The organism is Blautia difficilis (genome assembly GCF_014297245.1).
GTDB classification, from domain to species: Bacteria; Bacillota; Clostridia; order Lachnospirales; family Lachnospiraceae; genus Blautia_A; species Blautia_A difficilis.
In genome coordinates this window covers 1-20,749 of sequence record NZ_JACOQG010000010.1, presented here as the reverse complement: position 1 = coordinate 20,749, position 20,749 = coordinate 1, and the positions used below count along the sequence as shown (strand labels likewise).

Here is a 20,749-nt window from a genome sequence, read left to right as displayed (position 1 = left end):
ATGCCCTCACTTCATACACTAAAAGGTGTAGGCCCGAAAACGGAAGCCCTGTTTGCCAGACTGGGCATTATTGACACAGATTCCCTGATCCATTATTATCCCCGTACCTATGATATTTATGAAGCACCGGCAGAGATTCGTTCTCTGGAGGAATCTACGGTAGCTGCCATAACAGCTACCGTTACAACGGGTGTCTATATTAACAAGGTACGTAATCTCCAGGTGGTAACAACCACAGTGGCAGATCAAACAGGGAGGCTTCCTGTTACCTGGTTTAATATGCCTTATTTACGTTCCACTCTGAAAAAGGGAAGTGTATTTGTTCTCAGGGGCAGGATTACCCGCAAGCAGGGAAAGCTTCAGATGGAACATCCGGAAATATTTACCCCTGCAGCTTACGAAGAGATTCTGCACAGTCTCCAGCCAATCTATGCCCTCACATCAGGGCTGTCCAATAAAACCATTGTGAAGCTGCTCCATCAGGCTCTGGAGGACGGATATCTCCATCAGGAATATCTTTCCCAGGAGTACAGGGAACGGTATCATCTGGCAGACTGCAATTTTGCATTGTCTGCCATTCATTTCCCAAAAAATATGCAGGAGCTGATCGCGGCCAGGAGAAGGCTGGTATTTGATGAGTTTCTGCTGTTTATTCTTGCAGTGCGCCTTTTGAAAGAAAAAACAGAGAGTACAGTCAATACTTTTCCCATGCATACTGTATGGACTACAGAGGAGATCATTGAAAATCTGCCTTATGCTTTGACAAAAGCCCAGCAAAATGTGTGGCATGAGATTGAAAGAGACCTGAGCGGTCATGGGCTGATGTCCAGGCTAGTGCAGGGAGATGTGGGAAGCGGCAAAACAATCCTGGCTTTTCTGTCTATGATCATGACTGCGGAAAATGGCTACCAGGCGGTGCTGATGGCACCGACAGAGGTACTTGCCAGACAGCATTTTCAGGCTATGGAAAAGCTTCTGAAGGAACAGAAAATTGATTTTTGCCATCCTCTGCTTCTTACCGGATCGGACACAGCCAGGGAGAAAAGGGAAAAATATGCACAGATTGCATCCAAAGAGGCAAATATTGTAATTGGAACCCATGCTCTGATCCAGGAAAAGGTCCAATATAACCAGCTGGCACTGGTGATCACAGATGAACAGCACAGATTTGGGGTGAAACAGAGAGAGGCCCTGACAACCATGGGAAATCCTCCCAATGTACTGGTTATGAGTGCAACGCCTATTCCTAGAACCCTGGCAATTATTATTTACGGAGATCTGGATATTTCTGTGATCGATGAGCTTCCTGCACAGAGACTGCCGGTAAAAAACTGTGTGGTAGATACTTCTTACCGGCCCAAAGCCTATGCTTTTATGGAACAGCAGATCCGTCAGGGACGACAGGTATATGTGATCTGTCCAATGGTGGAGGAAAGCGAGGGAATGGACGGGGAAAATGTTCTGGATTATACAGCAAAGCTTCAACAGATTTTCCCTTCTGATATTAAAGTTGCTTTTCTCCATGGGAAAATGCATTCCAGAGAAAAGAATGAGATTATGGAGTCCTTTGCTTCCGGAGAAATCCAGATTCTGGTATCCACCACAGTGATTGAGGTAGGAGTGAATGTTCCCAATGCAACCGTAATGATGGTGGAGAATGCAGAGCGTTTTGGCCTGGCGCAGCTTCATCAGCTTCGGGGGCGTGTGGGAAGAGGAGAACACCAGTCTTATTGTATTTTTATGCAGGGAAATAAAGAAAAGGAAATATCAAAACGTCTGGAAATTTTGAATAAATCCAATGATGGTTTCTATATTGCAGAGGAAGATTTGAAATTGAGGGGACCGGGAGATTTCTTTGGGATCCGACAGAGTGGTCTGCTAGAGTTCAAACTGGGTGATATTTATCAGGATGGGGATATTCTGAAGGCTGCCAGTGAAACGGCAGCGCAGATCCTGGAGCTGGATGAGAACCTGAGTCTGGAACAAAATGAAATTTTGAAACAGCGGTTAAAAGCTTATATGCAGGAGGATTTGGAAAATCTGGGAATATAATTATTGCAAAAAAACAGAAAAAGTAGTATTCTATTCCGGTAACAGGATATCGAAAGCTGTGGATTTCCAGAGTCTACAGTTGGATTACCTTGTAAGGAGGCTATAAATATGACACCAAAAACAACTGCAAAAAAAGCAGAACCTGATACATCTACAGTACAGACAACCGAAGTAAAAGAGGCTCCTGCAAAAACTACAGTCAGAAAAACCAGAACAACTGCAAAGAAAACTACTGAGAAACCAACAGCAGAAAAGAAGCCGGCAACAGAGAAAAAACCGGCAGCAAGAAGAACTGTAAAGAAAGAGGTAAACGCAGAAGTTTATGTACAGTTCCTTGGCAAAGAGGTTTATGCAAAGGATGTTCTGGAAAATGTGAAGAAGATCTGGACAGAAGAAATGGGCAAGAAGGAAAAAGATCTGAAGGATGTTAAAATATACATCAAACCAGAAGAAAATGCAGCATACTATGTGATCAATGGTGATGTGACAGGAGCTGTTGGACTGTAATACATAAGCAAAAAGGCCCGGAAGACTCAGAAAATGAGCTTCCGGGATTTTTTTTGTTCCAAATACCTTGCAGCAGAGTGTGCGCAAACAGTAACAAACAGTAACAAAGATAATCGAAAAGTAACAAAAAACCACAAAAATGGAAGATTTTAACTTGACATAAAATGGGGGAGATAGTACGATTAGAGTACTAAGTGAAAGTATGCTTTGAAAGTGAGGAAGATTTAAAATGGCAAATGACCATGGCGAACAGATAAGAATTGTACAGGAAACAGTGGCAGGTAAAGAGATTACTTTTGCACATGTAATGGGAGGTCCGGCCCCTGTCATTTATCAGAAGTTGGGTCTGAACCCTCAGCTGGACTATCGCTCTTCTGCAATTGGAATTATGAATATGACACCTCCGGAATCTGCAGTGATCGCTTCTGACATTGCAGTAAAGAGCGGAAATGTATATCTTGGCTTTGCAGACCGTTTTACAGGAACACTGATCATTACAGGGGAGATTTCTGACGTAATGTCTGCATTGACGGAGATCGTGGATTATTTCCGGGATACTCTGGGCTATGTAGTATGTGACATCACCAAGAGATAGGAAGTGTTGGAATGGCTGGAATAACAACAAAGGAGCTTTTGGAAAAGATATATCATGAGGATTTTGAGAAACTTAAGGGAGAGAAGCTCCGTATGATCAGGGTCCGGGTTCCGGGTAAGGAAGTCTGTCTGGCTCATGTGATCAGTCCTTCTTCTTCCTGTATTTATCAGAATCTGGGACTGCATATCGGCACCCATGAGGGAGAGGACCATACAGGGGAAGCTGTGGGGATGATCCGCTTTACGCCCTGGGAGGCAGTTGTAGTGGCTGCTGATGTGGCGTTGAAAAGCGCTGATGTACAGATTGGTTTTATGGATCGTTTCTGTGGTTCTCTGATATTGACAGGCGGGCTGACAGAAGTACAGACAGCAGTAGAAGAGGTTGTGAGATTTTTTGACCAGGTGCTGGGCTTTAAAACCTGCCCGGTTTACAAAAGCTGATACAGAATAAGGTGACAGACAATATATGAAGAAAATTTTTCTTATGGGAAGAAGTGAGGCAGGGAAAACTTCCCTCACCCAGGCGCTGAAAGGGGAAGAGCTTCACTATGTAAAAACACAATATACCAATACCGAGGATGATACCATTGATTCACCGGGAGAATATGCAGAGTCCAAACGCTTTAGTGTGGGGCTTGCCTGTTTCTCTTTTGAGGCAGATGTGGTAGGTATTGTGCAGGCGGCAGATGAGCCTTTTAATCTTTTTGCTTCCGGCAGTCATTCCTTTATCCAGAGGCCGCTGATCGGGATCATAACCAAGATAGATTCTCCTTATGCCAATATTCCCATGGTGAGGCAGTGGCTGATCAATTCGGGCTGTGAGAGGATTTTTCTGGTAAACAATGTGACCAGAGAGGGAATTGATGAATTGATGGAATATCTGAAAGACGATCTTCCAAAGCTGACGATGGAACAGGCCAGATATCGGCAGAGTCTGGGCCTGAATGAATGGGATCCGCTTCCGGAGGGAGTAAATTATCCAAATCACATAGAAGGGAAAATGTGAAAAAATGAAGAACCACAGGCAGAGAAAAGAGATGACAGAATATACCTTGAAAAAAGCCGGCAATGATGCAAAGCGTAAGGTATTAGTGGTAGAGGATAACCAGTTAAACAGAGAAATGCTTGCAGAAATTTTGTCTGACAGATATCAGGTATTGACAGCCTGTGATGGGGAAGAAGGTCTGCGATGCCTGGCAGAGCATTACCAGGAGCTGGCAGTAGTTCTTCTGGATGTATGCATGCCCATATGTGATGGATATGAATTCCTGGAAAGAATGCAGGGAGATTCACTGCTTTCATCTATTCCGGTCATCGTCATGACTGCCAGTGGCAGACAGGAGACAGAATTAAAATGTCTGGAGCTGGGAGCTGTGGATTTTATAATTAAGCCCTATAATCCGCAGATTGTGCTTGGAAGGATCAACAATGTGATCAAGCTGAGAGAATCTGCCCGGATTCTGGCTGCCGTGGAACACGATGAGCTGACTGGTCTGTATACCAGACAGGCCTTTTTTCATCATGCCAAAACTCTGTTCAAATTAAAAAAAGAGGAAGATTTTCATGTTGTGGTTGCGGATGTAAAGGATTTTAAGCTGATCAACGGCAGTTATGGAGCGACTGCAGGGGACAAACTGCTGTGCTATATGGCAAAGGCATATCAGGGGTTTATCCGGCATGGGCTGGTTTCCAGATATGGAAGTGACCAGTTTGCCTGTCTTATTTATGGGATACCGGAGATTGATAAGGACGAAATGGAAACGTATATCAGAGAGATCGCAGATCATGCACCCATTCCTAATGTGACCATTAATTATGGAGTTTATATGCACATTGATAAAACACTTCCTGTATCTGCAATCTGCGGTCGTGGCTTTATGGCAATCAAAAATATCCGTGGTAATTATGAAAGTAATGTCTCTTATTATACTGCGGAGATGAGGGAAAAGCAGATACGCAGCCGACAGCTGGAAAGTGATTTTGAGGGTGCTGTGGCAAACAGGGAATTTGTGGTGTATTATCAGCCCAAGTACAGCGTGGGAACAGAAAAAATTGTAGGCGCGGAGGCACTGGTGCGCTGGCAGAAACCGGATGGAGAAATCATATCTCCCGGAGAGTTTATCCCTGTGTATGAAAAGAATGGTCAGATCGTAAAACTGGATGAATATGTATTCAGACGAGTCTGCTGTTATCAGAGAAGACGGATGCTGCAGGGAAAGGAGCTGATTCCGATCTCAGTCAATCTGTCCAGGGCAAGTCTGCATCGCAGCGGTACGGTGATGCGCTATGTGGAGATTGTGAAGGGTGCAGAAATCCCTTTTTCCTGTGTACCTATAGAGCTTACGGAGACTGTTGCCCTGTATAGCGACCGGATCAGGAGGATTACAGAGGCACTTGTCAGAACCGGATTCCTTTTACATATGGATGATTTTGGCTCCGGATATTCTTCTCTCACCAGTTTGAATGAGCTGCCCTTTTCTACTTTGAAGATTGATAAAAAGCTGATAGATTATATTGAACAGCCAAAGGGAAAAAAGGTGGTGCAGCAGGTAATTTCCCTTGCTCATGGACTGGATATGAAGGTGGTTGCAGAAGGCGTTGAAAACTCCGGTCAGGTTCAATTGCTGAAAGAGATGAAATGTGATGCCATCCAGGGCTTTTATTATTCACGTCCTCATCCGGAAGAGCAGTTTACTGCAATGGCAGACCAGGAGATATGAAATAGGGTTTGACTTTATAGATGATAGAATAAAGTCAAACCCTGTTTTTTTTGCCCCAGTATTTGCGAATGATTGTGAAAAACATAACAAAACAAAAGAAAAAATTGAAAAAAAGTCATCAAAAAGCTATAAAAATAAAATTTAACACTTTATTTGATAAAAATAACTTGTTAAATGATTGACGATGTGATATGATTTTCAAGACCACTATTGTACATATCTAGATACAATATCATCAAGATATGGCTGAAAATTTATCAGGAAAAAAGGAGTATTAAGGTTATGAGCAGTAAAATTACTATCATTGGTGCCGGCAGCGTCGGGTCTACAATTGCGTACACTTTATCAAGCCAGGATATCGCATCTGAGATTGTTCTGATCGATATCAACAAACAGAAGGCAGAGGGTGAAGTTCTTGATATCATTCAGGGAACCTGCTTCAGAGATCCAATCTCTATTATTGCCGGTGATTATGAAGATGCAAAGGATTCCGATATTGTGATCATCACCTCCGGTATTGCGCGTAAGCCTGGACAGACAAGACTTGAGCTTACACAGACAAATGTAAACATCCTTAAATCCATCACACCGGAGATCGTAAAGGCAGCACCGGATGCTCTTTATCTTATTGTAAGTAATCCTGTTGATATTATGACTTATGTCTTTACAAAGATTTCAGGACTTCCGGAAAACCAGATCCTTGGTTCCGGTACCATTCTCGACTCAGCACGTTTGCGTTGCGGACTTTCCCAGCATTTCCAGATTGCGCAGAGTAACATTCATGCCTATGTATTCGGGGAACATGGAGATACCTCCTTTATCCCATGGACCGGTGCCTATATTTCAGGCGTAAGTGTAGATGAATACTATGAAATTGAGAAAAAACTGGGCAAAGATATTGAACCTGTGGATAAAGAGGCTATGCTTCAGTATGTACAGAAATCCGGCGGACAGATCATTTCCAAGAAAGGTGCAACCTTCTATGCGGTATCCTCTTCCGTCTGTAAACTCTGCAGCCTTCTTGTATCTTCCTCAGAATCTGTCTCCACAGTATCCACTATGATGCATGGAGAATATGGAATCGAAGATGTCTGCCTCAGTACCCTGACTCTGGTAGGACCAAATGGCGTGCAGGGTAAAATTCCTATGAGAATGAACAAAGCAGAGATTGAACAGCTGCAGAAGAGTGCAGACGCACTGAAAGAGATTATTGCTCAGCTTGACCTTTAAAAATAAAAGTCCAAAAGGAAGTGGGAAATCCTGCTTCCTTTGGATTTATATTTCGTCAGAATCAATTAAAAGATTGTTTGTAAAATAACAAAAAAAGAGAAAAATCAGAAAAAAATACTTGTTAAATTGTTATCAATATGATATGATGTTTTCGGAAATCGAGCTGATACACTCCTTTAATGCGGAGGAAGGGTGTGCAAACTCTTTTATTTTCTATGTCTCAACAAAGATATAAAAAGTAATTGTATTAGACTTGATTTATATTTTTGTCTATATATCGTTAAAAAAAAGACAAAGAATCATATGATTATCACTATTTACCTGAACAACTAAGAAAGGATAATGTTAAGTATGAAGTACAGTTATTATCCGGGTTGTACCCTGAGAAACAAGGCGAAAGATCTGGACGAATATGCCAGAGCCAGCGCCAGAGCACTTGGGTTTGAACTGGAAGAGATCGAAGACTGGCAGTGCTGCGGAGGTGTTTATCCTCTGGGAACTGACGAGATTGCTACGAAGCTTTCTTCTGTACGTGCTCTTAATCAGGCCAAAGAAAAGGGCCAGGATCTGGTAACAATCTGCTCTGCCTGTCATCACGTGATCAAACGTGTCAATGATGATATGAAAAATGTGGAGGATATCCGCACCAGAGCAAATAATTACATGCAGCTTGATGAGCCTTATGAAGGCGAGACAACAGTGCTCCATTATCTGGAAGTACTTCGCGACAAGGTCGGTTTCGACAAGCTGAAAGAGAAGGTAGTAAACCCGCTTACAGGAAAGAAAATCGGAGCCTATTACGGATGTCTCTTATTACGTCCGGGCAAGATCATGGCTTTCGATGATCCGGAGAATCCAACTATCATGGAAGATTTCATCCGCGCACTTGGTGCAGAACCGGTGATCTATCCATATAGAAATGAATGTTGCGGCGGTTACATTTCTCTCAAAGAAAAAGAAATGTCCCAGAACATGTGTCAGAAAATAGAAGACAGTGCCCAAGGCTTTGGCGCAGATATGCTGATCACAGCCTGTCCATTGTGTAAATATAATTTAAATAAAAACGCTTCCAGCGAACTGCCTGTATATTATTTCACAGAGCTCCTTGCAGAAGCCCTCGGAGTAAAAGAGGAGGTGGCAAAATGAGAAACCAGCATTCAGCAGCAGAAAAGATCAAAGAGATCTCCGGAACCAATCCGCTGAAATGTATGAAATGTGGAAAATGTTCTGCTACCTGCCCATCTTTCAATGAAATGGATATCAAGCCACATCAGTTTGTATCCTATGTTGTAAATGAAGATATCGAAGCACTTGTCAATTCAAAGTCTCTCTGGAAATGCCTTTCCTGCTTCGCCTGTGTAGAGCGTTGTCCAAGAGATGTAAAACCGGGAAAGATCATCGATGCAGCAAGACAGTTAGTTGTCCGTGAAAAAGGCGGCGATTATCTGAAAGCAGATGAGATACCACAGCTTCTTGATCCGGAACTGCCACAGCAGCTTCTGGTAAGTGCATTCAGAAGATACAGGAGGTAAGCCAGCGTGCAGAGAATTGGTGTATTTGTCTGTCATTGCGGAAGTAATATCGCCGCTACGGTAGATGTAAAAAAAGTTGTTGAATTAGCTGCCAAAGAGCCGGGTGTCGTTCATGCAGAAGACTACCAGTACATGTGCTCAGAAGCAGGCCAGGCTAAAATTCAGGAAGCCATTAAAGAGAAAAACCTGACAGGCGTTGTTGTCTGTTCATGCTCTCCACGTATGCATGAGGCAACATTCAGAAAAGCAGCTGAAAGAGCTGGCCTGAATCCATACATGGTGGAGATTGCAAATATCCGTGAGCATTGTTCCTGGATCCACAAGGATATGGAAGAGGCTACAAAGAAGGCCGTGATCCTTGCCAGGGCAGCAATCGCAAAAGTAAACTTAAACACACCTCTTCAGCCAGGAGAGAGCCGTGTTACAAAGAGAGCCCTGATCATCGGCGGCGGTATTGCCGGAATCCAGACAGCCCTGGATATCGCAGATGCAGGATATGAAGTAGATATTGTAGAGAAAACTCCAAGTATCGGCGGAAGAATGTCACAGCTTGACAAAACATTCCCTACACTTGACTGTTCTGCATGTATCCTCACACCGAAGATGGTTGAGGCAGCAGCCCATGAGAAGATCAATATCTATACATACAGTGAAGTAGAACATGTCAGCGGTTTCGTAGGTGATTTCACCGTTGATATCAGAAAGAAAGCAAGAAGTGTAAATATGGACAAATGTACAGGCTGCGGTGTCTGTCAGGAAAAATGTCCGTCCAAGAAGATCCCTAATGAATTTAACAGAGGATTAAACAACAGAACTGCTATTTACACTCCGTTTGCACAGGCCATCCCAAATGTTCCGGTTATTGACCGTGAGAACTGTATCAAGTTTAAAACCGGAAAATGTGGTGTCTGCTCCAAAGTATGTCAGGCAGGAGCCATTGATTACGATCAGCAGGATGAGATCGTAACACAGAAATACGGTGCAATCGTAGTTGCTACAGGTTTTGATACCATCAAACTTGATAAATATGATGAATATGCGTACAGCCAGAGTAAAGATGTTATCACATCCCTGGAACTGGAACGTATCATGAACGCAGCAGGTCCTACAAAAGGACACTTAGAGCGTCTTTCCGATGGAAAAGCTCCGAAGGAACTGGTATTCATCCAGTGTGTTGGAAGCCGTTGCTCCGATGACAGAGGAAAACCATACTGTTCCAAGATCTGCTGTATGTACACAGCAAAACATGCAATGCTGATCCGTGATAAATATCCGGATACAAATGTAACCGTATTCTATATTGATGTCCGTACTCCAGGTAAAAACTTCGATGAGTTCTACAGAAGAGCCGTAGAACAGTACGGCGTAAACTACATCAAAGGCCAGGTAGGAAAAGTTATTCCACAGCCGGACGGAAGCCTTCTTGTACAGGGATCTGACCTGATCGACAACAAACAAATCCTTAAGAAAGCAGATATGGTCGTTCTTGCAACAGCCATTGAACCGAACCCGGATGTTCGTAAGATCGCTACTATGCTTACAGCAAGTATTGATACAAACAACTTCCTCACAGAAGCCCATGCAAAACTTCGTCCTGTAGAATCTCCTACAGCAGGTATCTTCCTTTCCGGTGTATGCCAGGGACCGAAAGATATTCCGGAGACAGTTGCACAGGCCGGTGCTGCAGCAGTTAAGGCAATCGGTCTTCTTGCAAAAGATAAACTGACAACTAACCCATGTACAGCAAAATCCGATGAACTGTTATGTAACGGATGTTCTACATGTGCAAATGTCTGCCCGTATGGAGCAATTTCCTATGAGGATAAACAGGTAAATGACCACGGTATCCGTGAAACAAGAAGAGTAGCCGTTGTAAATACAGCACTTTGCCAGGGATGCGGCGCTTGTACAGTAGCCTGCCCGTCTGGTGCTATGGATCTGCAGGGCTTTTCCAACAGACAGATTATCGCGGAGGTAGATGCAATATGTCGATAGAAACAAACGAAGAATTCAGACCTAAGATTGTAGCATTCTGCTGTAACTGGTGTAGTTACGCAGGTGCAGACCTTGCAGGAAGCAGCCGTCTTTCTTACCCGGCTGACGTAAAGATCATCCGTGTTCCATGTTCCTGCCGTGTCAATCCAATGTTCATCCTCCGTGCTTTTGAGAAAGGTGCTGACGGTGTGATCATGTGTGGATGTCATCCTGGAGACTGTCATTACAGCACAGGTAACTACTATGCAAGAAGACGTATGACACTTCTTTTCTCCATGCTGGACTACATCGGTGTGGAAAACGGAAGAACACGAGTAGAATGGGTTTCCGCTGCTGAAGGTGTGAAATTCTCCCAGACTATGAATGAGTTTGTAGAGAAGATCCATTCACTCGGTAAGAACGTAAGATTGGAGGATTTAAGATGCAGGAGCTGATAAATCGTGCAAAAGAACTGCTTGCTGGCGGTACAGTTGCAAGAGTTCTGGGATGGAAAGCCGGAGATCTGCCTTACAATCCGGAACCGGCTTACTTTGAAACAGAAGAATCTCTGAAAGATTTTGTATATAACGGATTCTGCGGTGCAAACTTAAGCAAATATATGATCGAAGCTTCCAAACTGGAAGGCAAGACACTGGTTTGTTTAAAACCATGCGATACCTACAGCTTTAACCAGCTGATCAAAGAGCATCGTGTAGACCGTGAGAAAGCTTATATCATTGGTGTTGGATGTAAAGGAAAACTGGATATTGAGAAGATCCGCAAACAGGGAATCAAAGGTATTGAGAGCGTTTCCGGTGCAGAGATCACAGATGAAGCAGAAACACTGACTATTCAGACTATTTATGGTGAGAAAACCTGTGCATACAAGGATGCAATGCTTGAAAGATGTCATGTATGTAAAGGAAAAGAACATAAGATCTACGATGAGCTGATGGGAGAGTCCAAAGAGACAAAAGATGCAGACCGTTTTGCGGAAGTAGAAAAGATCGAGGCAATGAGCCCTGAAGAGAAGTTTGCTTTCTTCCAGAATGAATTAAGCAAATGTATCCGCTGCAATGCCTGCCGTAATGTCTGTCCTGCATGCAGCTGCCGTAAATGTGTATTTGACAGCAACAAGTTTGACAGTGCACAGAAAGCAAATGTGGATTCCTTTGAAGAAAAGATGTTCCACATTATCCGTGCATTCCATGTAGCAGGCAGATGTACAGACTGTGGTGAATGCAGCAGAGTTTGTCCTCAGGGAATCCCCCTTCACCTGTTTAACCGTAAATTTATCAAAGATATCGATGAGTTCTACGGAGAATATCAGGCCGGAGAGGATACTACTTCCAAAGGGCCTCTTACAAACTTTACATTTGAAGATGTTGAGCCAGGAATCGTGGCAGAAAGGGGATAATGTATGTATAAAATAGCAGCAGAGAATCTGCAGGCATTATTCCATAAGATTGCCGCAGATCGGGATTTATATTTACCGGTTAAAGTCAGTGACCAGGTAAACTTTAAGGCATGGAGTGAAGATGCAGAAGTTTGTCTTGATACTTTAAAAACCGTAAAATCACCAAAAGATGCATTCTTTCCGCAGAGTGAAAATCTTTACACCTGTAAAAAAGAGGAAAAAAATATTTCCATCGAGCCACAGGCATTACAGGAAAAGGATTTCGTTGTATTCGGTATGAAAGCCTGCGATGTACAGGGAGTAAAGGTTCTGGACAACGTATTTTTAAGTGATCCGGTCGATACTTTCTATGCAGCAAGAAGAGAGCATGGAACAATCGTTGCACTTGCATGTCATGAACCGGAAGAGAGCTGTTTCTGTAAAGTGTTTGGCATTGACTGTGCTGATCCGGCAGCAGATGTTGCAACATGGATGATTGAAGGAGAACTTTACTGGAAACCTCTCACAGAGAAGGGTGAAGCTCTTACAAAAGCAGTTGCAGAGCTTCTTACAGATACAGACGAGACGAAAGTAGAAGCAGAGAAAACTGCAATTCGTGCGATCGTAGAGAAACTTCCATATTCTAATCTTTCTCTTGAAGGATGGGGACAGGAAGATTACATGGACCGTTTTAATTCTCCTGTATGGGAAGAACTTTACAAACCATGTCTGGCATGTGGTACCTGCACATTTGTATGTCCGACCTGCCAGTGCTACGATATCAAAGACTACAACACAGGCCATGGCGTACAGCGTTATCGTTGCTGGGATTCCTGTATGTACTCTGACTTTACCATGATGGCACACGGTAATAACCGTAACAGCCAGATGCAGCGTTTCCGTCAGAGATTCATGCATAAGCTTGTTTACTATCCGGTAAATAACAATGGAATGTTCTCCTGTGTAGGATGTGGGCGCTGTGTAGAGAAATGTCCGTCCTCTTTAAATATCGTAAAAGTTATCAAAGCTTTTGAAAATCAGGGAGGTGAAAAATAATGAGTGAATGTACCTGCCATAAAAATTATACATTAGATACACTGATCCCGAAGGTTGGTGTGATCACAGATATCCGTCAGGAAACACCGGATGTTAAGACCTTCCGTGTAAATGCTCCTGAAGGAGGAAAGCTTTTTGAACATATGCCAGGACAGTGTGCAATGGTCTGCGCACCAGGTGTCAGTGAAGGTATGTTTTCCATTACTTCTTCACCTACAAATAAAGAATATCAGGAATTCAGTATCAAAAAGTGCGGTTCCCTGACTGATTATCTTCACAGCCTTCAGGTTGGAGATGAGATCACAGTCCGCGGACCATACGGAAACCATTTTCCTGTAGAAGATAAATTAAAAGGTAAAAACCTTCTGTTTATCGCAGGTGGTATCGGACTTGCACCACTTCGTTCTGTGATCAACTATGTACTGGATAACCGTGCTGACTATGGAACAGTAGATATCCTCTATGGTTCCCGTTCTGCAGATGACCTGGTACAGTTAAAAGAAATCCAGGAAGTCTGGATGAAGGCAGAGGGAGTCAATGTTTATCTGACAATTGACCGCGAACAGGAAGGCTGGGACGGACATGTTGGATTCGTTCCTTCCTATTTAAAAGAGATTGGATTCGATACAAACAAAACAGCACTTGTCTGCGGACCGCCGATCATGATCAAGTTCGTTCTTGCAGGACTGGAAGAACTGGGCTTCTCCAGAGAACAGGTTTATACAACTCTGGAGCTTCGTATGAAATGCGGTGTAGGTAAATGCGGCCGCTGCAATATCGGTTCCAAATACGTCTGCAAAGACGGCCCGGTATTCCGCTGCGACGAAATCGACGAACTGCCGGCAGAATACTGATTGGTTGGTGAAGGGACGGACGCATTCCGGAAATTTATATTCCACGCAGGCAAAGGAGCAACGGTTCGGTGAACTAACTGTTAACTACGACTAAGCCGCTCAGGAGAGCCTTCGCGCCTAAGTCTCCGTAGCTGGCACATCACTATCGAAATAGCTATACCACTCACTTGTCTGCGAATCCGATTGCACAAATGAAAAAGCCTCGGCGTAGCCCGCTACACCTGCGTCTTTTCATCCGCACACTCGAATCCGCATCCTGCGTGATTGGCATAGTTATTTGCGAAGCGATGCACCAGTGGATTTCACCTCGCCTAAAAACGCTCCAAAAAAGCCTGCTTAGGAATATAAATTTCCGAAATGCTGAGCCTTCAAGACGGTAGGGCGAGACGCTAGTTTTACTGTAATGGATTTACGAGACAGTAATGGAGCTTGGATGATTTTTTTGTAAAAGCTGGCTGGGGCGAGGGCGCAGTGAGGCCCCTCCTGATTTTCCGCTCTATATATGGAGTGGGCATTATCGTTAATGGCAGGAGACCTTGCCTGTATACGGCGCCGCTTGGCCAGCGCACAGCCAGGGGAATTGGGTCTCGACCTAAGTGCCCTTTTAAGGAGTGGTTTTAGCGATGACGAAATCCAGCGCCTACGCAGACTTAGGCGCGAGGGCTCTCCCGAGCGGCTTAGTCGTAGTTGGCGATTAGTTCGGCAGCGCGTTACGACGGGGCCGTGGGCGAGACCCAATTTCCCTGGCGTCCCCCCTGATTAAAAAAAGCATACAGACAATGAACAATAAAAGAAAGGACCTTCAACATGGAAAATAAGGTAAACGTATATTTTTTCGGTAAGAAATACAGTGTACCTGCAGAACTTACAATTATGACTGCCATGGAATATGCCGGTTATACATTGAAGAGAGGCTGCGGATGCAGACACGGATTCTGCGGAGCCTGTGCAACCATCTACAGAATCAAAGGTCAGAACGAACTGAAAACCTGTCTTGCCTGTCAGACAAAGGTAGAAGAAGGAATGTATGTAGCAAGCATCCCATTCTTCCCTACAGACAAGAGAACCTACAATATAGAAGAACTTCAGCCAAATCAGCAGGTAATGATGGAACTTTATCCGGAAATCTACAGCTGTATCGGATGTAATGCCTGTACAAAAGCATGTACTCAGGACTTAAATGTAATGCAGTACATCGCATATGCGCAGAGAGGTGAACTGGAAAAATGCGCAGAAGAATCTTTTGACTGCGTAAGCTGCGGATGCTGTTCCGTAAGATGCCCGGCCGGCATTTCTCACCCGATGGTAGGTCTTCTGGCAAGACGTCTCACAGGTAAATATATTGCACCTAAGAGCGAACATCTTGAAAACCGTGTGGAAGAGATCCACGAAGGTAAATTTGATGACCTGATTGAGCAGATCATGCAGAAACCTATCACAGAGATGCAGGAACTTTATAACAACAGAGACATTGAGAAATAAGGAGGGCGTAAGAATATGTATGCACCATATCCAGAAAATATGATGGAATCCATCAAAAAGGTAGAGGCTACAAGAGCAGAGCGTATGGCAACAGAGCCAAGACGTCTGACAGCAGATGAAAAAGACGCTCTTCTTCAGAAATTCCATCCAGATTATAATCCAGACGCATTTGCAGAAATTAAAGTCGGACCAAACAAAGGACAGAAAGCTCCTCTGGAACTGGCAGAAATGTTGCATTCAACAAGTCGTCTGATCAACGAAAAAATCGATCTTACAAAAATTGATTATGATGTAGACGTACTTGTAATCGGCGGTGGCGGTGCAGGTTCTTCCTGTGCCATTGAAGCACACAATGCAGGTGCAGACGTTATGATCGTTACAAAGCTTCGTATCGGTGATGCCAACACAATGATGGCAGAAGGCGGTATCCAGGCAGCAGATAAAGAGAATGATTCTCCTGTACAGCATTATCTGGACTGCTTCGGCGGCGGACATTTTGCAGCAAAACCGGAACTTGTAAAGAGACTAGTAATGGAAGCTCCGGATGCCATCAAATGGCTCAATGACCTTGGTGTTGAATTTGATAAAGCAGAAGACGGAACCATGGTTACTACACACGGCGGTGGTACTTCCAGAAAGAGAATGCATGCTGCAAAGGATTATTCCGGTTCTGAGATCATGCGTACCATCAGAGACGAAGTAATCAACCTTGGTATTCCGGTAGTTGAATTTACTTCAGCTGTTGAACTTCTCAAAGATGAAAAAGGACAGGTTGCAGGTGCAGTTCTCCTTAATATGGAAACAGGAGATTATTCTGTGGCAAGAGCAAAAACAGTTGTAATCGCAACAGGTGGTGCAGGAAGAATGCATTATCAGGGATTCCCCACATCCAATCACTACGGTGCAACTGCAGACGGACTTGTACTTGGATACAGAGCAGGTGCTTCCCTTCTTTATCAGGATTCTATCCAGTATCATCCAACAGGAGCAATTTATCCTTCCCAGATCATGGGTGCTCTGGTAACAGAAAAGGTTCGTTCCGTTGGTGCACAGCTTGTCAATGCAAACGGAGAAGCTTATATCCATCCCCTTGAAACCCGTGACGTAAATGCTTCCGGTGTTATCCGCGAGTGCGAAGAAGGCCGCGGCGTAGAAGTTCCTGGCGGACTGAAAGGCGTATGGCTTGACACTCCGATGATCGAAATTCTTGGTGGTGAGGGAACGATCGAAAAGAGAATCCCGGCTATGTTCCGTATGTATATGAACTATGGTATTGACATGAGAAAAGTTCCCATCGTTATTTATCCAACACTTCACTACCAGAACGGTGGTCTTGAGATTGACGGTGACGGATTTACAAAAGAACTTCCCAACCTTTTAGTTGCAGGGGAAGCGGCAGGCGGAATCCACGGAAGAAACAGACTGATGGGTAACTCTCTTCTGGATGTGATCGTATTCGGAAGAAATGCAGGTAAAAAAGCAGCTGCAAAATGCAAGAATGTAGAGCTTGGTGAAATGAACCTGGATCATATCTACAAATATGCAGACGAACTGGACAAAGCAGATTTACATACTGACAAAGTATCTCCATTACTGCTTCCAAAATATGCCCGTCACGAGCAGCGCTGATAAAAAATATTCCGGTATCGGTGACAGGAAATTGCCGTTACCGGAAAGCTTTGATATAATAAAAAAGGGAATAGGTCATTGCTTAATGACATATCCAGAAATAGAGAAGGGAGCTTACCAGAATGCGTGAAGTAGAAGTAAGCAGACTTACAGATGTCATCGAAAAACTCTGTATCGAAGCAAATGAACATCTTCCGGAAGACGTAAAATGCGCTATCAAAACATGCCGCGCATGCGAAGACGGAGAGATTGCCAAGGGTGTCCTTGACAACATTATCGAGAATTTTGACATTGCAGACAGAGAGAATGTACCGATCTGCCAGGACACAGGAATGGCATGCGTATTCCTTGAAATCGGACAGGATGTACATTTTGTCGGGGGAAATCTTGCAGATGCCATCAATGAGGGTGTACGCCGGGGATATGACAAGGGATATTTAAGAAAATCTGTAGTAAAGGATCCTGTTCGCCGTGGAAACACAGGCGACAACACACCGGCTATGATTTATACAGAAATCGTTCCCGGGGATCAGGTAAAGATTACAGTAGGCCCGAAAGGCTTCGGAAGTGAGAACATGAGCCAGATTCGTATGTTCAAACCATCTGCAGGATTACAGGGAATCAAGGATTTCATCCTTGAAGTAGTAGAGACCGCAGGTCCGAACCCATGTCCTCCAATGGTAGTGGGAGTTGGTATCGGAGGTACCTTTGACAAATGTGCACTTCTTGCAAAGAAAGCACTGATGAGACCTCTGGATACTCAGAATCCGGATCCGTTCTATGCTGATCTTGAGAAAGAAATGCTGGAAAAAGTAAACAAGCTTGGAATCGGACCTCAGGGATTTGGTGGAAAGACAACAGCCATCGGCCTGAATATCGAAACAATGCCGACTCATATTGCAGGTATGCCATGTGCAGTTAACATTAACTGTCATGTAACACGCCATAAATCGGAGGTGATCTGAGATGGAAAAAAAGAAAATTACACTTCCACTTACAAGAGAGCTGGCAAGAACTCTCCATGCAGGTGATCAGGTATTATTAACAGGTACTATTTATACATCCCGTGATGCAGGACACAAGAGAATGTGCGAGGCCCTTGCAAAAGGTGAGAAAATTCCATTTGATCCTACAGATGCAACCATCTACTATGTAGGACCAACTCCTGCAAAACCAGGTGCAGTCATCGGTTCCGCAGGCCCTACAACCAGCGGACGTATGGATGCCTATGCACCCACAATGATGTCTGTAGGAGCAAGAGGAATGATCGGAAAAGGTGCCCGCCTTCCGGAAGTAGTAGATGCCATGAAGAAATATGATGGTGTATACTTCGGAGCTATCGGCGGTGCAGGTGCGCTTCTTGCAAAATGCATCAAAAAGGCCGAACTGATCGCATATGAAGATCTGGGAGCAGAAGCACTTCGTAAATTATATGTAGAGGATATGCCTCTTGTAGTCATCATTGACTCAGAAGGTAATAATCTGTACGAGATGGGAAAAGCAGAATATCTCAAAGAACACGGAGATAAGTAATTCTGCAGATACATAAAAAAATAACTTCCATATGCTGTAGACATACAGTATATGGAAGTTGCTTTATATAGCCAAAATTATATATATATTGTATCCAATATATAAAAATCATATATGCAATAATATGAATTATATCTTTTACATTTGGTCTATAAACGTATAACATGATAATCAGGGTCAAAAAGGGACCCGCCAAACATGAAAAAGCAGCAATTTACGCAGTAAAGCAGCGGATTTCGAATGTTTGAGAATAAACGGTAAAAGGATAAAGGCAGTTATCTGTACAGGAGATAACTGCAAATAAACTTGAACGGGGAAAATCATGAAAGATCATAATCAACACGAAATACAAATGTCGGAAGCCTTTTTAAACAGTGCATTCCTGGCACTGTCAGGAGGTTTCCAGGATGCTTATACCTATAATGCAAGAAACGAAGTATTCTGTAATGCACAGACAGGAAACGTGGTTCTTATGAGCCAGCATTTTATGGCAGGGGAAGTGACTGCAGGACTGGGGTACTTCTTTCCTATTATTTTCTTTGCACTGGGCGTATGGGTTGCGGAGAAAATACAGGCAAATTATAAATATGCTCAGAAGCTCCACTGGCGACAGGGTGTTCTGCTGGCAGAAATCCTGATCTTATTTACAGTAGGTTTCCTGCCAACCGAATACAACATGCTGGCAAATGCCATGGCATCCTTTGCCTGTGCAATGCAGGTACAGTCCTTCCGCAAGGTAAACGGTTATTCTTATGCAAGTACCATGTGTATCGGAAACCTGCGTAGCGGTACTGCAGCATTGTCCGTTTATTTTCGTGAGAGAAAATCAAAACAGCTGGAACAGGCAATGTATTATTTCGGAATCATTTTTATGTTTGCATTGGGTGCCGGAATTGGTGGAAACCTGTCCATATGTTATGGAACCAGAATGATCTGGGTATCCTGCGGATTTCTTATGGTCAGTTTCCTGCTGATGTTTGTAGAAAAATATAAGCATTTTCATGAAGAAAATGGAAATAAATAAATATGGCCATTTTTAACCATTATATATTGAATTTAAAGGATTAACATTCACGTATCATGTTATATCTTCACGTAACTTAACACAAAAATGGTGTACAAATGGTGTCAAAACCGAACAGTACAATGAGACAATTTTCCTAAAATAACTACCAGAGGAGGTAGATGAAACAATGTTAACACTCCGGTAATATCTTGCACCTCTTATAATTTTATGATATGATTATTTATAATTATATTAGGAGGTGCTTCAAATGAGAGGTAAAAGACGAGTAGTAGAATCAACATCAGAAGAAATTAAATCACAAATTACATCCATAGAAGAACAGATTATAAAACTCACAGAAGATATCAAAGGATTGAGAGCACAGAAAAAAGAGCTTGCTAAAGATCTCATTGCAGCAGAGAAGAAAGAGACAGCTGTGAAAGAAGAACAGGCTATGAAGGATCTTGCTAATTTACTTAAAGAAAAAGGATTAACTGTAGAAGAAGTTAGGAATATCATTGACAAATAAAGAAGAACGGAATAAAATATATGTATGATAACTTTTAGGTTGTCGTACATACACATACACACTTTTTTCCAATTAAGCAAAAAATAGACAGAAGAGGTTATACTCAACTGTCTATTTTTTTTAAACTATATTTCCATCTTCATCTCGTAAATACCATTCCATATCTGAAGCTTTAATATCTGGAACAGTCTCGAACACTTCACAATCTTTGTCGCACCCGTCTTTCATACAAGTGCATGCCATTCTAACTTTTTTGAAGTGCCCAGGGAATCCTTCATACTCAACTCTCCACAGACCATTGTAGTGGAGTAATTTGCAGAATCCTGGTTCATATCCATATCTTGTCATTGCGTTCACCTCTCTAAAAGAAGTATAACATAAAAGTAAAAAAATGGGTAGCCAAGCATAATGCCTGACTACCCATAAAATTTTATGCGGTCATTTCATAATATTTTTCTTTAATATCTTCATTAATAAAATTTAGATTGTCTGATGATATATCAGATGCAAATTTCCAATAATATCCACGTTTGGTTAATCTATCTTTGTTTGAACTGTTTGTAATTGTTGATCGGCTTTCTGATGTTTCATTAGTTGCCATATTCATGTTATTAAATATATTTATAATTTGCTTATTATTGTTAAGTTGAATAAT

General features: G+C 43.0%; 22 protein-coding genes. 20 read left to right on the top strand and 2 right to left on the bottom strand.

Translation table 11 applies throughout. The features are described 5' to 3' along the window. The 20 genes from recG to H8Z82_RS07845 all read left to right on the top strand — a co-directional run bounded on the left by recG (position 1) and on the right by H8Z82_RS07845 (position 20,094). Positions 1–2,052: an ATP-dependent DNA helicase RecG gene (recG, locus tag H8Z82_RS07940; RefSeq protein ID WP_186994825.1), complete on the top strand. Its 2,052-nt coding sequence runs from the start codon at positions 1–3 to the stop codon at positions 2,050–2,052. Positions 2,053–2,160: 108 nt separating this feature from the next. Further along, positions 2,161–2,559 carry a DUF6465 family protein gene (locus H8Z82_RS07935; RefSeq protein ID WP_186994824.1) on the top strand — a complete coding sequence of 133 codons (399 nt, stop codon included), beginning with the start codon at positions 2,161–2,163 and terminating at the stop codon, positions 2,557–2,559. 229 nt (positions 2,560–2,788) lie between these two features. Continuing rightward, entirely contained in the window at positions 2,789–3,154 is a 366-nt protein-coding gene (locus tag H8Z82_RS07930) for a BMC domain-containing protein (RefSeq protein WP_019161501.1), read from the top strand. An 11-nt stretch (positions 3,155–3,165) separates the two neighbouring features. After that, positions 3,166–3,594 (top strand): BMC domain-containing protein, encoded by a 429-nt coding sequence (locus H8Z82_RS07925; protein WP_019161502.1) that lies wholly within the window; start codon positions 3,166–3,168, stop codon positions 3,592–3,594. 25 nt (positions 3,595–3,619) lie between these two features. After that, on the top strand, positions 3,620–4,159 hold the full coding sequence (locus tag H8Z82_RS07920; protein ID WP_019161503.1) for a EutP/PduV family microcompartment system protein: 540 nt from the start codon (positions 3,620–3,622) through the stop codon (positions 4,157–4,159). Between the two features lie 4 nt (positions 4,160–4,163). After that, positions 4,164–5,873, top strand: a complete 1,710-nt coding sequence (locus H8Z82_RS07915) for a two-component system response regulator (protein WP_186994823.1) — start codon at positions 4,164–4,166, stop codon at positions 5,871–5,873. A 282-nt stretch (positions 5,874–6,155) separates the two neighbouring features. Then, complete coding sequence (locus H8Z82_RS07910; protein ID WP_186994822.1) at positions 6,156–7,103, top strand: L-lactate dehydrogenase; 948 nt, start codon at positions 6,156–6,158, stop codon at positions 7,101–7,103. Between the two features lie 351 nt (positions 7,104–7,454). Then, complete coding sequence (locus H8Z82_RS07905; protein ID WP_026649558.1) at positions 7,455–8,249, top strand: CoB--CoM heterodisulfide reductase iron-sulfur subunit B family protein; 795 nt, start codon at positions 7,455–7,457, stop codon at positions 8,247–8,249. Next, a complete protein-coding gene (locus tag H8Z82_RS07900) occupies positions 8,246–8,635 on the top strand; it encodes a 4Fe-4S dicluster domain-containing protein (RefSeq protein ID WP_008703021.1) in 390 nt (129 codons plus the stop codon). Before H8Z82_RS07905 ends, H8Z82_RS07900 begins: the two co-directional genes overlap by 4 nt. Before the next feature lie 6 nt (positions 8,636–8,641). Then, complete coding sequence (locus tag H8Z82_RS07895) at positions 8,642–10,630, top strand: 4Fe-4S binding protein (protein ID WP_186994821.1); 1,989 nt, start codon at positions 8,642–8,644, stop codon at positions 10,628–10,630. Further along, positions 10,621–11,064 (top strand): hydrogenase iron-sulfur subunit, encoded by a 444-nt coding sequence (locus tag H8Z82_RS07890; RefSeq protein WP_008703025.1) that lies wholly within the window; start codon positions 10,621–10,623, stop codon positions 11,062–11,064. The genes H8Z82_RS07895 and H8Z82_RS07890 overlap by 10 nt, the downstream gene beginning before the upstream one ends. Further along, positions 11,052–12,026, top strand: coding sequence for a 4Fe-4S dicluster domain-containing protein (locus H8Z82_RS07885; RefSeq protein WP_186994820.1), 975 nt, complete (start codon positions 11,052–11,054; stop codon positions 12,024–12,026). Before H8Z82_RS07890 ends, H8Z82_RS07885 begins: the two co-directional genes overlap by 13 nt. A gap of 3 nt (positions 12,027–12,029) precedes the next feature. Then, positions 12,030–13,061 (top strand): 4Fe-4S dicluster domain-containing protein, encoded by a 1,032-nt coding sequence (locus H8Z82_RS07880; protein ID WP_186994819.1) that lies wholly within the window; start codon positions 12,030–12,032, stop codon positions 13,059–13,061. Next, positions 13,061–13,915 carry an FAD/NAD(P)-binding protein gene (locus H8Z82_RS07875; protein WP_019161511.1) on the top strand — a complete coding sequence of 285 codons (855 nt, stop codon included), beginning with the start codon at positions 13,061–13,063 and terminating at the stop codon, positions 13,913–13,915. The genes H8Z82_RS07880 and H8Z82_RS07875 overlap by 1 nt, the downstream gene beginning before the upstream one ends. Before the next feature lie 807 nt (positions 13,916–14,722). Further along, positions 14,723–15,397: a 2Fe-2S iron-sulfur cluster-binding protein gene (locus H8Z82_RS07870; RefSeq protein WP_019161512.1), complete on the top strand. Its 675-nt coding sequence runs from the start codon at positions 14,723–14,725 to the stop codon at positions 15,395–15,397. Positions 15,398–15,412: 15 nt separating this feature from the next. Then, positions 15,413–17,026, top strand: a complete 1,614-nt coding sequence (locus tag H8Z82_RS07865; RefSeq protein ID WP_186994818.1) for an FAD-dependent oxidoreductase — start codon at positions 15,413–15,415, stop codon at positions 17,024–17,026. 122 nt (positions 17,027–17,148) lie between these two features. Then, positions 17,149–17,991: a fumarate hydratase gene (locus tag H8Z82_RS07860; protein WP_019161514.1), complete on the top strand. Its 843-nt coding sequence runs from the start codon at positions 17,149–17,151 to the stop codon at positions 17,989–17,991. A 1-nt stretch (position 17,992) separates the two neighbouring features. Next, a complete protein-coding gene (locus tag H8Z82_RS07855; RefSeq protein WP_186994817.1) occupies positions 17,993–18,559 on the top strand; it encodes a Fe-S-containing hydro-lyase in 567 nt (188 codons plus the stop codon). Positions 18,560–18,911: 352 nt separating this feature from the next. Further along, complete coding sequence (locus tag H8Z82_RS07850) at positions 18,912–19,583, top strand: YoaK family protein (protein ID WP_186994867.1); 672 nt, start codon at positions 18,912–18,914, stop codon at positions 19,581–19,583. A 250-nt stretch (positions 19,584–19,833) separates the two neighbouring features. Next, the gene (locus H8Z82_RS07845; protein WP_186994816.1) at positions 19,834–20,094 is read left to right on the top strand and encodes a hypothetical protein; all 261 of its coding nucleotides are present in this window, start codon (positions 19,834–19,836) and stop codon (positions 20,092–20,094) included. 120 nt (positions 20,095–20,214) lie between these two features. Here the strand turns inward: H8Z82_RS07845 and H8Z82_RS07840 are convergent, their stop codons facing one another. Together H8Z82_RS07840 and H8Z82_RS17115 are read right to left on the bottom strand one after the other, a co-directional pair. After that, a complete protein-coding gene (locus tag H8Z82_RS07840) occupies positions 20,215–20,442 on the bottom strand; it encodes a hypothetical protein (protein ID WP_186994815.1) in 228 nt (75 codons plus the stop codon). An 82-nt stretch (positions 20,443–20,524) separates the two neighbouring features. Continuing rightward, on the bottom strand, positions 20,525–20,749 hold a 225-nt coding region (locus H8Z82_RS17115; RefSeq protein ID WP_207724641.1), incomplete at its 5' end, for a hypothetical protein.

Excerpts from the sequence above, each read along its gene's own strand:
- recG (WP_186994825.1), top strand. The coding sequence starts at position 1 with ATGCCCTCACTTCATACACTAAAAGGTGTAGGCCCGAAAACGGAAGCC.
- H8Z82_RS07935 (WP_186994824.1), top strand. The coding sequence starts at position 2,161 with ATGACACCAAAAACAACTGCAAAAAAAGCAGAACCTGATACATCTACA.
- H8Z82_RS07930 (WP_019161501.1), top strand. The coding sequence starts at position 2,789 with ATGGCAAATGACCATGGCGAACAGATAAGAATTGTACAGGAAACAGTG.
- H8Z82_RS07925 (WP_019161502.1), top strand. The coding sequence starts at position 3,166 with ATGGCTGGAATAACAACAAAGGAGCTTTTGGAAAAGATATATCATGAG.
- H8Z82_RS07920 (WP_019161503.1), top strand. The coding sequence starts at position 3,620 with ATGAAGAAAATTTTTCTTATGGGAAGAAGTGAGGCAGGGAAAACTTCC.
- H8Z82_RS07915 (WP_186994823.1), top strand. The coding sequence starts at position 4,164 with ATGAAGAACCACAGGCAGAGAAAAGAGATGACAGAATATACCTTGAAA.
- H8Z82_RS07910 (WP_186994822.1), top strand. The coding sequence starts at position 6,156 with ATGAGCAGTAAAATTACTATCATTGGTGCCGGCAGCGTCGGGTCTACA.
- H8Z82_RS07905 (WP_026649558.1), top strand. The coding sequence starts at position 7,455 with ATGAAGTACAGTTATTATCCGGGTTGTACCCTGAGAAACAAGGCGAAA.
- H8Z82_RS07900 (WP_008703021.1), top strand. The coding sequence starts at position 8,246 with ATGAGAAACCAGCATTCAGCAGCAGAAAAGATCAAAGAGATCTCCGGA.
- H8Z82_RS07890 (WP_008703025.1), top strand. The coding sequence starts at position 10,621 with ATGTCGATAGAAACAAACGAAGAATTCAGACCTAAGATTGTAGCATTC.
- H8Z82_RS07885 (WP_186994820.1), top strand. The coding sequence starts at position 11,052 with ATGCAGGAGCTGATAAATCGTGCAAAAGAACTGCTTGCTGGCGGTACA.
- H8Z82_RS07880 (WP_186994819.1), top strand. The coding sequence starts at position 12,030 with ATGTATAAAATAGCAGCAGAGAATCTGCAGGCATTATTCCATAAGATT.
- H8Z82_RS07875 (WP_019161511.1), top strand. The coding sequence starts at position 13,061 with ATGAGTGAATGTACCTGCCATAAAAATTATACATTAGATACACTGATC.
- H8Z82_RS07870 (WP_019161512.1), top strand. The coding sequence starts at position 14,723 with ATGGAAAATAAGGTAAACGTATATTTTTTCGGTAAGAAATACAGTGTA.
- H8Z82_RS07865 (WP_186994818.1), top strand. The coding sequence starts at position 15,413 with ATGTATGCACCATATCCAGAAAATATGATGGAATCCATCAAAAAGGTA.
- H8Z82_RS07860 (WP_019161514.1), top strand. The coding sequence starts at position 17,149 with ATGCGTGAAGTAGAAGTAAGCAGACTTACAGATGTCATCGAAAAACTC.
- H8Z82_RS07855 (WP_186994817.1), top strand. The coding sequence starts at position 17,993 with ATGGAAAAAAAGAAAATTACACTTCCACTTACAAGAGAGCTGGCAAGA.
- H8Z82_RS07850 (WP_186994867.1), top strand. The coding sequence starts at position 18,912 with ATGTCGGAAGCCTTTTTAAACAGTGCATTCCTGGCACTGTCAGGAGGT.
- H8Z82_RS07845 (WP_186994816.1), top strand. The coding sequence starts at position 19,834 with ATGAGAGGTAAAAGACGAGTAGTAGAATCAACATCAGAAGAAATTAAA.
- H8Z82_RS07840 (WP_186994815.1), bottom strand. The coding sequence starts at position 20,442 with ATGACAAGATATGGATATGAACCAGGATTCTGCAAATTACTCCACTAC.